Consider the following 15,395-nt stretch of genomic DNA (forward strand, 5'->3'; position numbering starts at 1 on the left):
GGAGCGATGCGGGGCAGTTGGACTTTGGCGATGCTGCTGGCCGTGCCGGCAAGCGCGGGGGCGCAACAGGTGCCGCCGCCCGCCGCCGCGCCGGGGGCGGGCAGCGCGCAGGGCGACGTGTCCGTCACCATCTACAACAACGACGTCGCGCTGGTGCAGGACGTCCGCACGCTCGATCTCGCCGCCGGGCGGGTGCGGCAGGGCTTCCCGGACGTCAGCGCGCAGATCCGGCCCGAGACGGTGTCGCTGTCGGTGCCCGACGCGACGATCGTCGAACAGAATTTCGATTTCGACCTGCTCAGCCCGTCCAGCCTGATGGAGAAAGCGGTCGGCGAGACGATCACGCTGGTGCGGACCAATCCGGCGACCGGCGCCGAAACGCGCGAGCGGGCGAAGGTGCTGGCGGTCAACGGCGGCGTCGTGCTCGACATCGCCGGCCGGATCGAGGTGCTGCGCGACGACGGCCTGCCGGTCCGGGCGGTATTCGACCGGGTGCCCGATTCGCTGCGCGCGCGGCCGACGCTGACGGTCACGCTGGCGAGCAGCCGCGCCGGCACGCGGCCGGCGCGATTGTCCTATCTCAGCCGCGGTCTCGGCTGGAGCGCCGATTACGTCGCGCTGTTCGACGACAAAAGCGGAACGATCGACATGCAGGGCTGGGTAACGCTGCGCAACACGAGCGGCACGACCTTCAACGCGGCGCGGACGCTGCTCGTCGCGGGCGACGTCGGCAGCGGCGACACCGACGACGAGAACGGCTATCGCCCGAGGCCGCGCCGGCCGGTGCGGATGCAGCCCGGCACGGAGAGCGCGACGCGCGAGCAGCTCGGCGACTTCTACGTCTATCCGCTCGCCGAGCGGACGACGATCGCCGACAAGCAGACCAAGCAGGTCAGTTTCCTCGACGCCAAGGACGTCACCGCCAGCGCCGGCTATCGTTTCGAGAATGGCTGGCTCGGCGCTGCCGACGAACCGCGCAGCGCGCAGAGCATCCTGCGCTTCGCCAATTCGGGGGCGGCGGGCCTCGGCGATGCGCTCCCCGCCGGCGTCGTGCGCGTCTACGTCCGCGACGCGCGCGGCCAGCCCCAGTTCACCGGCGAGAACCGTATCGACCATATCCCGCAGGGGTCGACGATCGCGCTGCCGACCGGCGACGCCTTCGACGTCAAGGTACAGCCGATCATGCTGTCGCGGACCAAGCTCGGCAATATGCGCTGGCGCACGCAAATGCGCTATCGCCTGACCAACGCCCGCAACCGCGGCGTGACGGTGGAGCTGGCGCAGGCCGGGCTCGATGCGGGCGACGACCGGATCGTCGAGGAAAGCCGCAGCAGCGAACGGCGCAGCGCCGGCACGGCGATATGGCAGGTGCCGGTGCCCGCCAGCGGGGAAGCGGTGGTCACCGCCACCTTCGACACCCGCAACTGATGCTCGCCGCCCTGCTGCGCGCCGCGCTAGCGACGACGCTGCTGCCGATCGCGGCGGCGGTCGCCGGTCCGGCGCTCGCCGAGCCGGTGGTGACCTCCGCCGCGCCGCAGCGGGTGGCGCTGACCGTCTATCGTGCGGCTTATGGCCGCGGCGCGATCGACCTGCGCTGGCTGGGCGGCTTCGCGCAGGTCACCGAGACGCGCCGCATCGCCCTGCCGCGCGGCCGCGCGACGCTGCGCTTCGAAGGCGTCGCCGACGGGATCGTGCCGGCCAGCGCGGTGATCGACGGCCTGCCGGGCGGCGTGGTCGAGAAGAACCGCGACCTGCGGCTGCTGTCGCCCGCGGCGCTGGTCGACGGCACGCTCGGTCGCCAGGTGACGCTGACCCGCACCGACCGCGCCACCGGCCGCACCAGCAGCGAAAACGCGACGATCGTCGCCGGGCCGCACCCCGGCGTGGTGCTGCGCACCACCACGGGGATCGAGACGCTGCGCTGTTCCGGCCTGCCCGAACGGCTGTCGTTCGCCGGCGTGCCCGCCGGCCTGTCCAGCAAACCGGTACTGAGCGTCACCACGATCAGCCCGACGGCGCGCACGGTGACGGTGCGGCTGAGCTATATCGCCAGCGATTTCGACTGGCGCGCCGCATATGTCGCGACCCTCGCGCCCGACGGGCGAACGCTCGATCTGTTCGCCTGGCTGACGCTGGCCAACGGCAATGCCGGGGCGTTCGCGCACGCGGATGTCGCGGCGGTCGCGGGCACGCTCAACCGCGTCTACACGCCACAATTGCGCGCCGCGGTGGGGGCGCTGTCGCTGCGCTGCTATCCGCTGGGGACGACGACGTCGGACCTGTCGTCGACGGCGTCCGCCGACATCATCGTCACTGCCGCACGGGCGATGCGCGGCATGCCCGCGCCGCCGGCGCCGGCCGCACCGCCGCCCCCGCCCGAGGATCTCGGCGACCTGAAACTGTATAGCGTGCCGGAGCCGGTGACGGTCGGCGCACGCGGGCAGAAGCAGGTCGCTTTGCTCGCGCGGACCGCGGTGCCCTTCGAACGGCGCTATCGGCGGCAGCTCGACCCGGGCGCGACGACGCCGCCGATGCCGACCGCCGTGACGCTGGTGCTGCGCAACCGCGCGCAGGGCGGCCTCGGCCTGCCGCTCCCGTCGGGCAGCACCGCCGCTTATGCCCGTCGCGGCGACGACCGGCTGCTGATCGGCCTGGGATCGCTCGGCGACAAGGCGGAGGGCGAGACGATCCGCATCGCCGCCGGCACCAGCGAACAGGTCACCGTCGCGCAGACCGCGCTCGGCCCGAAGGCGGCGCTGATCGAGGCGAGCAACGCCTCGCCGCGGCCGGTGCAGCTCGACGTGCCGATCGGCCGCGCCGGGCAGACGATCACCGCAGACGATGCGACGCTCCGCCCGGTGGATGGCGTGGCGACCTGGTCGGTGGAGATCCCGCCCGGCGCCCGCGCGGCGTTGCGCATCCGCTATTGATCGCCGTCGCACACCGCGGCAGCCGCCAATCAGCCGTATGACGGCTGGATGACAAGTGTTTGCTTACGATAGCCTTACGATCGCGTATACGATAATTCTCATTGCGAAATTAGAGACTTAGAGGTCATGACAGCATTCATGTCCATGACGGACTATGGTGTATCCGTCATTATCCGTAGCGGCCGGGCAACACCGGATTTCCTTCCGAAAACCCGCTCGTCCCAGTCGTTTACACCGGGCTCGGCACCCTCCTAACTCGCCCGACAGCGAGTGCTGCTTCCGCACGCGACACGACAATGGGCCGTGTCGCCGGTCCCGCGGATGTCAGGTGGAGTATCTAGCCTTGACCCGAGTTTCCCTGATCCGGACGTCCCTGATGCGCGGTGCGGCGCTGCCCGTGCTGCTGCCCGCAGCGATGATCGGCATGACGATCGCGGCCAGCCCGGCCGCCGCGCAGGACACCGCCGCCGCGCCAGACCAAGCGGCGCCGCCGCCTGCCCAGTCGACCACCCCGGCGACCGGGACCGACATCATCGTCACCGGATCGCTGTTCCGCCGGACGGATACCGAGACGCCCTCGCCGGTCACCACGCTGACCGCGGAATCGCTGGCCAAGGCGGGCATCACCACCGTCTCCGACGCGATCCGCTCGATCTCGGCGGACAGCAGCGGCTCGATCCCGACCGCTTTCTCCTCGGGCTTCGGCGCGGGTTCGTCGGGCGTGTCGCTGCGCGGGTTGACGGTCAATTCGACGCTGACCGTGATCGACGGGCTGCGCACCGCCAATTACCCGCTGTCCGACGACGGCCAGCGCTCGTTCGTCGATCTCAACACCATCCCCGATGCGATCGTCGACCGGGTCGAGGTGCTCAAGGACGGCGCCTCGTCCAGCTATGGCGCCGATGCGATCGGCGGCGTCGTCAACATCATCATGAAGAAGGAGATCACCGGCGTCTACGGCACCGTCGAGGGCGGCGTGTCGCAGCGCGGCGACGGCGGCGAGCAGCGCGCGACGCTGACGCTCGGCACCGGTCACCTCAAGGACAAGGGGTTCAACCTCTACATCAGCGGCGAATATCAGCACGACGACCCGATCTGGGCGCGCAACCGCGGCTTCCCGCTCAACACCGCCGATCTGAGCGGCATCGGCGGCGACAACAACAATGCCGGCTCCGCCGTCCCCGGCACGACGAGCAGCGCGGTGGTCGCGCCGACGACGCAGCTCACCCCGGGCAACATCCTGTCCGGATCGGGGCTGGCGAACGGGCCGTTCCAGGTGCTCAACCCCAATGGCTGCACCGGTTCGACGACGCCGATCAGCGGTAGCGCCGGCAATGGCTGCCAGCAGAACCTCGTCTCCGACTATGGCCAGATCCAGCCCGAACAGACTCGCTTCGGCGTCACCGTCCACGCGACGGCGCAGGTCAACGACCAGACCCAGGCCTATATCATGGCCTCCTATTTCCAGAACGAGGTGAAGGCGTCGAGCAACGCCGCCAACATCCGCTCGTACAATCCGATCAACACGCAGAACATCGTCCTGCCGGTGCTGCTGAGCAACGGCCAGCTCAACCCCAACAATCCCTTCGCCGCCACCGGCCAGCCGGCGTCGATCTATTACCGGTTCGGCGACATCCCCGGTTCGTCGGATTACAAGAACCACGTGCTGCGCGGGGCGGCGGGGATCGACGGCCGGTTCGGCGACGGCTGGGGCTATTCGGTGTCGGCGACGGTCGCGCACTCCTGGCTCGACATCACCCAGAACGGCTATCTCAACCTCAACGCGCTGACCAACGCGATCAACACCGGCAGCTACAATTTCGTCGACCCGACGCAGAACAGCGCGGCGGTGCGCAGCGCGCTGTCGCCGGCGGTGCGGACGCAGGCGACCAGCGACCTCGACATGATCCAGGCGACGATCACCAAGGACCTGTTCGCGCTGCCCGGCGGTCCGCTGCAGCTCGGCGTCGGCGGCTCGTTCCGCTACGAGGCGCAGAACGATCCCAACCAGAACCCGAATCTCACCACGATCGGGCTCAACCAATATACCGCGGTGGGCAGCCGCACGGTGGAATCGGGCTATTTCGAGGTCAACGCGCCGGTGCTGACCAGCCTGGAGATCAACGGTTCGGGCCGGTTCGATCATTATGAGGAGGGCTACAACCGCTTCTCGCCCAAGATCGGCGCCAAGTTCACGCCGTTCCGCCAGCTCGCGATCCGCGGCACCTTCTCGAAGGGCTTCCGCGCGCCGAGCTTCGCCGAGACCTCGGGCTCGGTGATCGGCTTCACCACCACTAAGGCGCCCTGTTCGATCCAGGCGCAGCATGGCGGCACCGTCGCCGCCGACGGCACCTGTTCGGGCGGCAGCGCCTACAACCAGAGCTATTCGATCGGCTTCAACACCGTCGGCAATCCCAACATCAAGCCCGAACTGTCGCGCAGCTTCACCGGCGGCGTCGTCGTCCAGCCGCTGCGCTGGCTCAGCTTCACCGCCGATTACTACAACATCAAGAAGACCGACGTGATCTCGGGCGGTCCGCTGTCCAACCAGGCGCTCGCGGCTTATTATGCCGGCACCCAATTGCCCAACGGCTATTCGGTGACGCCGGATGCAATCGACCCGGCCTTCCCCAACGCGCCGCAGCGCGCGCTGTTCGTCAACTCGCCCTTCGCCAATGCCGCGGCGCTCAAGACCTCGGGGATCGACGTATCAGCGCTGGTCCAGCTCCATCCGAGCGACGACCTGCACTTCACCAGCCGCGCGGAGGCGACCTACATCCTCCACTATCTGTTCAAGCCGAGCGCCGACCAGCCGTACAGCGACTTCGTCGGCACGCAGGCGCCCTATATCACCTCGTCGGGCGCGGGCACGCCGCAATGGCGCGGCAATTGGCAGAACAGCGTCGAATATGGCGCCTATACGCTCACCGGCACCGCTTATTACGTGGCCGGCTACAAGGCGGTCGCCTACGATCAGTTCGGCACCACCGACTGCAACGGCGGCAGCACCTATGGCGGCAGCGATCCGAACTTCAACTGCCACGTCCGCCGCTTCATCGACGTCGACCTGACCGGCAGCGTCAAGGTCAACGACAAGTTCAACTTCTACTTCAACGTCATCAACCTGCTCGATGCCAAGGCACCGCTCAACGCGGGCAATTACGCCGCGACCAACTACAACCCGACCTATACGCAGATCGGCGCGGTCGGCCGGACCTTCCGCTTCGGCGCGAACGTCCACTTCTAGGCGGGATCGACATTCATCGTCGTAGCCAAATTCCTCCCCCGCCAAGGGGAGGAATTGTCATCGTCCACGAGTTGAATGTCGATCGGCCCTATGCGGCGGAGGGCCGGCACCCGATCCGATATCGACGACGTCGAGCCGCGCCGCCGCACCAGCCGCGAAAAACGGCCCCGCTGCGCACACCGCGGCCACGCCGCCGGCATAGCGCTGCGGCACCGGCGGCCCGGCCGCCCCAAGCCGAGCGATGCCGCGGCCAACAATTCCTCTGTCCGCCAATCCGATCCGTCCGGTAGGAATCATCGCTCATGCCGCAATCGGCAGACGGGGACGACGGGCGACACGCCCGCGACGGGGGTATCATGGCAGTATTTCGATCATCGGCGCCGCACGTCCTGTGCGCGCTCGCGCTCGGCACCGGCATCGCCGCCGCCCCCGCCGCGGCGCAATCGGTCGCGCCCCAGCCGGATGCGGTCGCGAGCCCCGCACCGTCGGAGATCGCCGAGATCACCGTCACCGCCCGCCGCCGCACGGAAAGCCTCGCCACCACGCCGGTCTCCGCCACCGTCCTGTCCGGCAGCGACCTGCTCCAGCAAAACGTCCGCACCTTTCAGGACCTGCGCGGCGCGGTCTCCAACCTCGAACTGGTGCCTCTGCTGTCGGGCGGGACGAGCTTCACCGTCCGCGGCATCGGCCAGACCTTCAACCAGGTCAATTCCGATACCAAGGCCGGCTTCTACATCGACGAGATGTACGTCAGCCGGCAGGAGGGCAACGACCTCTATTTCTACGACATCGCATCGTTGCAGGTGCTCAAGGGGCCGCAGGGCACGCTGTTCGGCAAGAACACCACCGCGGGCGCGGTGCTGCTGACCACGCAGCGGCCGACCGACCGGGTCGAAGGCTATGCGCAGGTCCGCGCCGGCAGCCTGCGCCGCATCGATACCGAGGGCGCGCTCAACCTGCCGCTCGCCGACGGCATCTACGCCCGCGCCAGCTTCCGCACGCAGAGCGTCCGCGGCTTCATCAAGCACCTGCTCGACGACGGGCGCAGCGGCAACGTCAACAACCAGTCGGGCCGGCTGCAGTTGCGCTTCGACAAGGGCGGCCCGCTCACGGTCGATTTGCTCGGCGAGTACAACCGCTCCTCGACCGACGGCGGCGCGACCATCCCGCTCGCCTGCCTGCCCGGCGCGGACTATATCCAGAATTACGATGCGCTGCATCGCGTGCCCTATTGCACCGCTTATCCGGTGCTCGGGCGCAGCGACACGGTCTATGGCGGCGCGACGCTGCTCGCACCGACCAGCGCCGCGGTCACCGACCTCGCCCGCGGCGGCGATGCCGACGGCGCGGGCCGCTATCGCGGGCTCGGCCCGTCCAACCGCACGACGGCGACGACGTTCAACGGTCGCCTCGGCTACGATCTCGGCGGCGGCATCTCGCTGCACAGCGTCACCGCCTATCGCCGCTCGCGCGCGCGTTTCTACACGCCGGTCAACGATGCCCCCAACGACATCTACGCCGAATATGACGACACCCGCACCAGCCAGTTCACGCAGGAAGTGACGATCGGCGGCACCGTCGCCGACGATCGCCTCACCTTCCTCGCCGGCGGTTTCTACTTCCAGCAGAAGACCCGCTTCCTGCAGGACACCGGCCCCGACTGGATCGATCCGCTCGGCTATGTCTACGATGCCGCATTGACCTACCGCAGCTACGCCGGCTTTGCGCAGGCATCGTACAAGGTCACGCCGAAGCTCGAACTGACGCTCGGCGCGCGCTACACCTACGATCGCAAGACCGGATCGAGCTACGTCTTCTTCGCCGGCCGCGCCAACACCTTCCTCTACAATGGCGTGCCGACGTCGTGCGGCTATTTCACCGGCGACTTCCTCGGCGGCATCGCCAATTGCGGCGGCGCGCCGTTCACCGCGCGCGGCCGGGATCATTGGGACGGCTTCGATCCCAAGATCCAGCTGTCCTATCGCTGGTCGAACACCGTGTTCACCTATCTCACCGCGGCGCACGGCTATAACGCCGGCGGCTTCAACCAGCAGATCGGCGGCCCGTCGAGCGACGGCCGCTTCCCCTCCTCCTACGATCCCGAGAAATTGTGGTCGTACGAGGCCGGCATCAAGCTCGACCTGCTCGCACGCCGCGCGGTCATCAACCTGTCCGGCTTCTACCAGAAATATACCGACATCCAGGCGGGCGTGAACGTGCTGATCGGCAACGTCTCGACCCGCCAGGTGCAGAGCGCCGCCTCCGCGCACGAGGCGGGGTTCGAAGCGGAGGTGGTGCTGCGCCCGGTGCCGGACCTCACGCTGCGCGGCAACGCCGCCTATCTGACGCAGGGCTATGACAGCATCCGTCCCAATGCGGTGACGCTGACGCTCGACACGCCGGTCAATTCCGCGCCCAAATATACCTATAGCGCCGCGCTGGCCTATGATTTGCACCTCGGCGACGGCGGCACGCTGACACCGAGCGTCGACGTGCGCGGTGTCGGAGCCAAGCCCGCCTGCCAATCGGGGGCGGACTATGTCTGCCGCCTGCCCGCCTATGCCTTGGTCGGTTTCCGGCTCGATTTCGCCCCGCGCGCCGACGGGCCGTGGCGGATCGGCCTGTGGGGCACCAACCTCTTCGACAAGGTGACGCAGCAGGCGCGCACCGGCTTCTTCGGCGGCTTCGGCATCGATCGCTTCACCCCCGGCCGGCCGCGCGAGATCGGCGTGGAGAGCTCGCTGCGCTTCTGACCGCATCGATCCAAATCGCCGCTCGGGCGTTCGATGCGATATGAAGACGATTGCCCTGCCCGACGGCACCGCTGTTCCCGCGCTCGGTCAGGGCAGCTGGATGATGGCCGAGGACCCCGCGCGCCGCGCCGACGAGATCGCCGCGCTGCGCGCCGGGATCGACCTCGGCCTGACGCTGATCGACACCGCCGAAATGTATGCCGACGGCGAGTCCGAACGGCTGGTCGGCGAGGCGATCGCCGGCCGACGTGATTCGGTGTTCCTCGTCAGCAAGGCCTATCCGCAGAACGCCTCGCGCGACCGGCTGCCGCAGGCATGCGAGGCGAGCCTGCGCCGGCTCGGCACCGACCGGCTCGACCTCTATCTGCTGCACTGGCGCGGCGGCGTTCCGCTTGCCGAGACGGTCGCGGCGATGGAGCGGCTGGTCGACGCGGGCAAGATCCTGCGCTGGGGCGTCAGCAACCTCGATACCGACGATATGGAAGAGCTGGTCGCCGCCGGCGGCACCGACTGCGCCACCGACCAGATCCTCTACAATCTCACCCGCCGCGGCCCCGAACACGATGTGCTGCCCTGGCTGGCGCAGCGGGGGATCCCGGTGATGGCCTACAGCCCGGTCGAACAGGGCCGCCTCGCCGCCCACCCCGCCCTCGGCGCGCTGGCGGCGGACAGGCATGTGACGGCGGCGCAGCTCGCGCTCGCCTGGCTGCTGGCCCGCGACGACGTCATCGCCATCCCCAAAGCGGGCACGCTCGCCCACGTCCACGCCAACCGCGCCGCCGCCGACCTGACGCTTACCCCCGCCGACCTCGCCCGCCTCGACCACCTCTTCCCCCGCCCGCCCCGCCCGGTACCGCTCGAGATGCTGTGACCGGCGGCTAGAGGAAGCGATTGTCCTTGAGCCACCGTTCGAGCAGCCCGGTCCAGCCATCGACGGCAAGACCGGTGCGCCGCAACGCGAAGGCGTGGCCGCCCTTGCCGAACAGATGAACCTCCGCCGGCACCCCGGCCTCGTCCAGCGCGCGCGCATAGACGATGCTGTTGCAGATCGGATCGGTGGGATCGTCCCATGCCTGGACCAGCAGCGTCGGCGGCGTGCGGGCGGACACGTGGATACCCGGATCGAGCGTGGCGCCGGCGCGACACAGGTGGCCGGGATACAGCGCCACGGCGAGGTCGGGCCGGCTGCTCACCCGGTCGATCGCATCCACCGGCTGGTAGGCGGGGGTGAGGATGTTGCTGGTCTGCGCCACCAGATAGCCGCCAGCGGAAAAGCCGATGACGCCGATCCTGTGCGGATCGATCCGCAGCGTCGCCGCGCGGCTGCGGACCAGCCGGATGGCGCGCTGCGCATCCTGCAACGCGAGCAGACGCTTCGGCGTCACGGCGCATTTGCAGACGGGGTCCCAGTGATGGTTGCTGTTCGGCACGCGATATTTGACCAAGATGCAGACGATGCCGCGGGCGGTCAGCCAGTCGCACGCTTCGCTGCCCTCCAGATCGATCGCCAGCATCTGAAACCCGCCGCCCGGAAACACCAGCATCGCCGCATGGCTGGCGATGCCCTTCGCCGGGAAGACGGTGATCGTCGGCGCGGTGACGTCGAAGACGCCGGTGACCGGCCGCCCGGCAAAGCGCTGCGGATTGATGCTGGTCTCGCTATGCTCGGCTGACCGGCCGGCCGCTGCCATGTCGGGCGCCGCACCGGGCCAGATCGGCTCCTGACGCAGGCCCGACGGCGGTCGCCAGATCCCGCTCCGCTGGACGGGGGTCGGCGCCGCGCCGCCGATCATCCCCGCCAGCCCCAGCAGCCCGGCCCACCTCGTCCAGCCACGACGCCGCATCGCTTCCGCCTCCGCTCGATACCGGAAGCTTAGCGATAAGAGCCTGCCGGGAGCAACGTCTCAGTCGCGCGCCAGCCAGAGCAGGCCGTAGGCCGGGATCGTCTCGCCCGCCGGTGCGCAGGTCAACATGTCGACACGACCGCCGCCGCGATCGATCGGCCGCGCCGCGTCGTCGAAATTGGCGAGCACCAGGACGTCGCCGCGATCGATCGCCAGTACGCCGTCCGCCGTCACCTCGGCGCGCGCCGGCGCCGCGGCGGCGAAGGCGGGGCTGCCGGCGCGCGCCGCGATCAGCGCGCGGGTGATGCGGAGGAACGGCGCGCCCGGACCGTCGTCGTTCGCCGCCGCCTCGGCACGGGTCCAGTCCATCGCCGGCCGGTGCAGCCAGCGCGCATCGAGCGCCGCCGCACCCGCTTCGTCGTTGGGCAGGCCGATCTCGTCCCCCATATAGAGCATCGGCATGCCCGGCAACGCCAGCAGCACCCCCAGCATCAGCCGATAGCGGGCGAGCGTCGCCGCGCCCTCGCCGCCGAGCAGCGACGCGAGCATGCCGACCGTCGCGACCGGCGCGTCGGCGCGCGCCTGGAACGAGCGGCCCTGCGCGTAGCTGCCCGCGCCGGCGAAGAAGGCCGAACAATCGCGCAGCACCGCCTCGGGCACGATGCCGCGCAACGCGGTCCAGATGATGTCGTCGTGGCAGCGCAGATAGGTCAGCCACGCGGTGTCCGGGCGCGCCAGCCGCGTCTGGTCGAGCACGGTGACCAGCGGCGCCGCATCCCCGGTCGCCAGCGCGGTCCACAGCGCCGCCATCGCGCCGTTGTGATAGGCGATCTGGCAGGCGCGGCTGCCGTCCGCCGGCTCCAGATAGGGCAGCACCTCGCGCGTCTGTTCGATCGCCTCGGCGAGCAGCGCGACGCCGGGCGCCACCGCGTCGAGCCCGGCACGCAGCGCGGCGACCAGCCGGTGCGTCTCGGGCAGGTTGCGCGACGCCGTGCCCTGCCGCTTCCAGAGGTAGGGCGCGCTGTCGAGCCGGAACACGTCGACGCCGACGTTCGCCCAGAACAGCAGCACGTCGAGCATCTCGCGGAACACCGCGGGGTTCGACCAGTCGAGATCCCATTGGAACGGATAGAAGGTCGTCCACACCCAGCCGCCGAGCGCCGGCTCGTGGGTGAAATTGCCCGGCGCGGTATCGGGAAAGACCTCGTCCAGCCCGGCCTCCCACGCGGCGACCTCTTCGGCCTGCGCGACGATCCGGAAATAGCCGCGCTTGTCGGCATCGCCCGCCAGCGCCGCCTGCGCCCAGGCGTGATCGCGCGCGCAATGGTTGAGCACGCAATCCATCGCCAGCGCCATGCCGCGCTCGTGCAGGTCGCGGGCGATCGCGCGCACGTCGTCGACGCTGCCGAGCCGCGGATCGACCGCGCGATAATCGGCGACCGCGAAGCCGCCGTCGCTGTCGCCCGCTTGCGGCAGCGTCATCGGCAGCGGGTGGAGCAACCGCACCCCCAGCCGGTTGAGCCAGCCGAGCCGCAGTTGCAGCCCCGACAGATTGCGCGCGAAGCGATCGACGTAGAAGCTGTAGCCGATCATGTCGGGTGCCCCGAACCAGCGCGGGTCCCCGGCGCGATCGCGGTCGAGCGTGCGCAGATCATAGGCGCGCGCCTCGGCGGCGGCATCGAGCATTCCGCGCAGCCGGACCTGCTCGTCGGCCCAATGCGGATGATCGCGATACAGCGGATCGAGCAACGCGATCAGCGCCGCGCCGCGATCGGCGGGCCCGCCGCCCGCCGCTGGTGAACCCCACATGCCCGTCCTCCCGTGCGCCGCCCGCATCAGCCCCTGCCCCGATGATGCGCGCCGCCTTTCACAATCGATTGTGGTCGTCAAGCCGAGCGCATATGACGGCGGCTCCGGGGGAGGGGCGACGATGCACGACGGCACAAGCGGCACGACGAGGGCGCGGCTCGAAATCTGGCATATCGTCCAGATGAACCTCGGCTTTTTCGGCCTGCAATTCAGCTTCGGGCTGCAACAGGCCAATATGGGGCCGATCTACGGCTATCTCGGTGCCGACGAGGCGACGCTGCCTTTGCTCTGGCTCGCCGGACCGGTGACCGGGCTGCTCGTCCAGCCGATCGTCGGCGCGCTGTCCGATCGCACGGTGAGTCGCTGGGGGCGGCGCACGCCCTATTTCCTGATCGGCGCAGTGCTATGTTCGCTGGGACTGCTGGCGATGCCGTACAGCCGCAGCCTGTGGATGGCGGCGAGCCTGTTGTGGATCCTCGATGCCGCCAACAACGTCACGATGGAGCCCTATCGCGCCTATGTCGGCGACCGGCTCGACGCGCGGCAGCGGCCGCTCGGCTTCCTGATGCAGAGCGCGTTCACCGGCCTCGCGCAGACGCTCGCCTATCTGTCGCCGTCGCTGCTCGTCGCGCTCGGCATGAGCCGCGACGCGGTCGACGCCAATGGCATTCCCGACATCACCCGCATCGCCTTCCTGATCGGCGCGGCGCTGTCGCTCGGCACGATCCTCTGGTCGGTGTGGCGGGTACCCGAGGTGCCGCTCGATCCCGCGGCGGTCGCGGCGATGCGGCGCCGGCCGCTGTCCGCGGCGACCGCGCTCGCCGACATCGCGGTGGCGATCCGCGAGATGCCGCTGGCGATGCGCCGCTTGGCGATCGCGATGTTCTGCCAATGGTATGCGATGTTCGCTTATTGGCAGTTCATCGCGCACGGCGTCGCCGTCTCGCTCTATCAGACCAGCGATCCCGCCAGCGCCGGCTTCCGCCAGGCGGCGCTCGACGTCGGGCTGCTCGGCGGAGTCTACAATTTCGTCGCCTTCGTCGCCGCCTTCGCGCTCGTGCCGTTCACCCGCCGTGCCGGGCCGAAGATCGTCCACGCCGCCTGCGTCGCGCTCGCCGGCGTCGCGATGCTCGCCATCCCCGTCTGCCCCGATCGCTGGACGCTGCTGCTGCCGATGATCGGCATCGGCTTCGGCTGGGCGAGCCTGATGGGCAATCCCTATGTCATGCTGACCGACAGCATCCCGGCCGAGCGCAACGGCGTCTACATGGGCATCTTCAATATGTTCATCGTCGTGCCGATGATGATCGAGAGCGTGACGATGCCGTTGCTCTACCGTTCGCTGCTCGGCGGCGATCCGCGCCACGTCGTCATGCTCGCCGGCGGTCTGATGATCGCCGCAGCGGTCGCGACCCTGGCCGTGGTCGACACTCGACCAAAGTCCTCCCCCGCAAGGGGGGATCTTTCGACCGAACCCTGAACGCCGGTCGCGACCCCAGCACCGGTTCGACATTCAACTCGTGGACGATGAAAATTCCTCCCCCGCCAGGGGGAGGTGGCGCGGCGAAGCCGTGACGGAGGGGGAGGACACGGAACAGACGTTTCCCTTTTCTCCCCCTCCGTCATGCCTGCGGCATGCCACAGTGCCGGGTCGGTCATGCCCCCGGCGTGACCTTGAACGGCCGGGGGCCGTTCAACCCGGCACTCCCTGGCGGGGGAGGAATTTTCTCAAGATGTCTGAACGTCGATCCCACCTAGCCGTCCGCAGCCCGCGCCATGCCGGCTGAGACGGTCGAGCCGCGCACGACCAGTTCGGCGGGCAGCAGGCAGGACGGCGCGGCCCGCCCGGCGAGCCGTTCGAACAGCGCCGCGACCAGCCGCCGCGCGCCTTCGGCGACGTCCTGGCGGATCGTCGTCAGGGCGGGCGTGACGTGCGCCGCCATCGTCACGTCGTCATAGCCGACGATCGCGACCTCTTCCGGCACCCGCAGTCCCGCCGCGACCAGCGCCTGCATCGCGCCGATCGCCGCGACGTCGGACGCGGCGAACAGCGCGTCGGCGCGCCCGCCGCTTTGCCACCAGTCGCGCACCGCCGCACTCGCCGCATCGAGCGTCGCCGCCGCCGGCACGATCGCGACTTCCGCCCCCGCCAGCCCCTCGCGGAAGCCGGCGAGCCGCTGGCCGAACTCGGGCAGCCCGGTATCGCCGACGAAGGCGAAGCGTTGCCGCCCGAGCCCGCGCAGATGCCGCGCCGCGACCCGCCCGCCCTCGCGATTGTCGGACCCGACCGTCGGATAGCCCGCGTCCGGCAGTTCCGCACCCCACACCACCAGCGGCGGATAGCGCCGCGCCACCCGCGCGATCGCCTCGGCCTGATCCGACTGGCCGATCAGGATCAGCCCGTCGATCTTGCCCGAATCGACCAGCCGGTCGAGCCAGTCCCCGTCCGCCGGCAGCACCCGGCTGAGCACGATGTCGTAACCGTGCATCACCAGCGCATCGGCGACATGCCCCAACAGGCTGAGGAAGAACGGATCGGTGAGATGCTGGCCGACCGCATGGCCGAGCGGCCAGGCGATGCCGATCGCGTTGGTCCGCTGCAAGCGCAGGTTCCGCGCCATCTCGTTGGGGCGATAGCCATGCGCCTCGGCCAGATCGCGTATCCGTTCGCGCGTGCCCTCGGCCACCGACCAATGGCCCGACAGCGCGCGCGAGATGGTGGAGATCGACAGGCCGCTCAGTCGGGCGAGATCGGAAAGGCTCTTGGCACGCATGGCGACGACTAACCCCGTGGCCTGCGGGCAAAGTCAAG

At 69.4% G+C, this 15,395-nt stretch carries 9 protein-coding genes; 6 read left to right on the forward strand and 3 right to left on the reverse strand.

Translation table 11 applies throughout. The features are described 5' to 3' along the window. The first annotated feature begins 6 nt into the window (after positions 1 to 6). From ACLBWH_RS01845 to ACLBWH_RS01865, 5 genes are all read left to right on the forward strand, one after another. Positions 7 to 1,428, forward strand: coding sequence for a DUF4139 domain-containing protein (locus ACLBWH_RS01845; RefSeq protein WP_447796359.1), 1,422 nt, complete (start codon positions 7 to 9; stop codon positions 1,426 to 1,428). Next, on the forward strand, positions 1,428 to 2,930 hold the full coding sequence (locus ACLBWH_RS01850) for a DUF4139 domain-containing protein (RefSeq protein ID WP_447796361.1): 1,503 nt from the start codon (positions 1,428 to 1,430) through the stop codon (positions 2,928 to 2,930). The genes ACLBWH_RS01845 and ACLBWH_RS01850 overlap by 1 nt, the downstream gene beginning before the upstream one ends. Positions 2,931 to 3,306: 376 nt before the next feature. Next, positions 3,307 to 6,177, forward strand: a complete 2,871-nt coding sequence (locus ACLBWH_RS01855) for a TonB-dependent receptor domain-containing protein (RefSeq protein ID WP_447796363.1) — start codon at positions 3,307 to 3,309, stop codon at positions 6,175 to 6,177. A gap of 356 nt (positions 6,178 to 6,533) precedes the next feature. Then, entirely contained in the window at positions 6,534 to 8,930 is a 2,397-nt protein-coding gene (locus ACLBWH_RS01860; RefSeq protein ID WP_447796364.1) for a TonB-dependent receptor, read from the forward strand. Positions 8,931 to 8,970: 40 nt separating this feature from the next. Next, a complete protein-coding gene (locus ACLBWH_RS01865) occupies positions 8,971 to 9,801 on the forward strand; it encodes an aldo/keto reductase (RefSeq protein ID WP_447796366.1) in 831 nt (276 codons plus the stop codon). Between the two features lie 7 nt (positions 9,802 to 9,808). On the opposite strand, the gene ACLBWH_RS01870 is transcribed toward ACLBWH_RS01865, so the two are convergent. Together ACLBWH_RS01870 and ACLBWH_RS01875 are read right to left on the reverse strand one after the other, a co-directional pair. Beyond that, positions 9,809 to 10,774: an alpha/beta hydrolase gene (locus ACLBWH_RS01870; protein WP_447796368.1), complete on the reverse strand. Its 966-nt coding sequence runs from the start codon at positions 10,772 to 10,774 to the stop codon at positions 9,809 to 9,811. A 60-nt stretch (positions 10,775 to 10,834) separates the two neighbouring features. Continuing rightward, on the reverse strand, positions 10,835 to 12,583 hold the full coding sequence (locus ACLBWH_RS01875; protein WP_447796370.1) for an alpha-amylase family glycosyl hydrolase: 1,749 nt from the start codon (positions 12,581 to 12,583) through the stop codon (positions 10,835 to 10,837). A 121-nt stretch (positions 12,584 to 12,704) separates the two neighbouring features. Between ACLBWH_RS01875 and ACLBWH_RS01880 the strand changes: the two genes are divergently transcribed. After that, on the forward strand, positions 12,705 to 14,063 hold the full coding sequence (locus tag ACLBWH_RS01880; RefSeq protein WP_447796371.1) for an MFS transporter: 1,359 nt from the start codon (positions 12,705 to 12,707) through the stop codon (positions 14,061 to 14,063). Between the two features lie 274 nt (positions 14,064 to 14,337). On the opposite strand, the gene ACLBWH_RS01885 is transcribed toward ACLBWH_RS01880, so the two are convergent. Continuing rightward, positions 14,338 to 15,357 carry a LacI family DNA-binding transcriptional regulator gene (locus ACLBWH_RS01885; protein WP_447796373.1) on the reverse strand — a complete coding sequence of 340 codons (1,020 nt, stop codon included), beginning with the start codon at positions 15,355 to 15,357 and terminating at the stop codon, positions 14,338 to 14,340. Positions 15,358 to 15,395: the final 38 nt, after the last annotated feature.

The organism is Sphingomonas sp. M6A6_1c (assembly GCF_053345135.1).

What these genes read in the sequence shown, in the direction of transcription:
- ACLBWH_RS01845 (WP_447796359.1), top strand. Translation starts at nt 7, where the DNA reads ATGCGGGGCAGTTGGACTTTGGCGATGCTGCTGGCCGTGCCGGCAAGC.
- ACLBWH_RS01850 (WP_447796361.1), top strand. Translation starts at nt 1,428, where the DNA reads ATGCTCGCCGCCCTGCTGCGCGCCGCGCTAGCGACGACGCTGCTGCCG.
- ACLBWH_RS01855 (WP_447796363.1), top strand. Translation starts at nt 3,307, where the DNA reads ATGCGCGGTGCGGCGCTGCCCGTGCTGCTGCCCGCAGCGATGATCGGC.
- ACLBWH_RS01860 (WP_447796364.1), top strand. Translation starts at nt 6,534, where the DNA reads ATGGCAGTATTTCGATCATCGGCGCCGCACGTCCTGTGCGCGCTCGCG.
- ACLBWH_RS01865 (WP_447796366.1), top strand. Translation starts at nt 8,971, where the DNA reads ATGAAGACGATTGCCCTGCCCGACGGCACCGCTGTTCCCGCGCTCGGT.
- ACLBWH_RS01870 (WP_447796368.1), bottom strand. Translation starts at nt 10,774, where the DNA reads ATGCGGCGTCGTGGCTGGACGAGGTGGGCCGGGCTGCTGGGGCTGGCG.
- ACLBWH_RS01875 (WP_447796370.1), bottom strand. Translation starts at nt 12,583, where the DNA reads ATGTGGGGTTCACCAGCGGCGGGCGGCGGGCCCGCCGATCGCGGCGCG.
- ACLBWH_RS01880 (WP_447796371.1), top strand. Translation starts at nt 12,705, where the DNA reads ATGCACGACGGCACAAGCGGCACGACGAGGGCGCGGCTCGAAATCTGG.
- ACLBWH_RS01885 (WP_447796373.1), bottom strand. Translation starts at nt 15,357, where the DNA reads ATGCGTGCCAAGAGCCTTTCCGATCTCGCCCGACTGAGCGGCCTGTCG.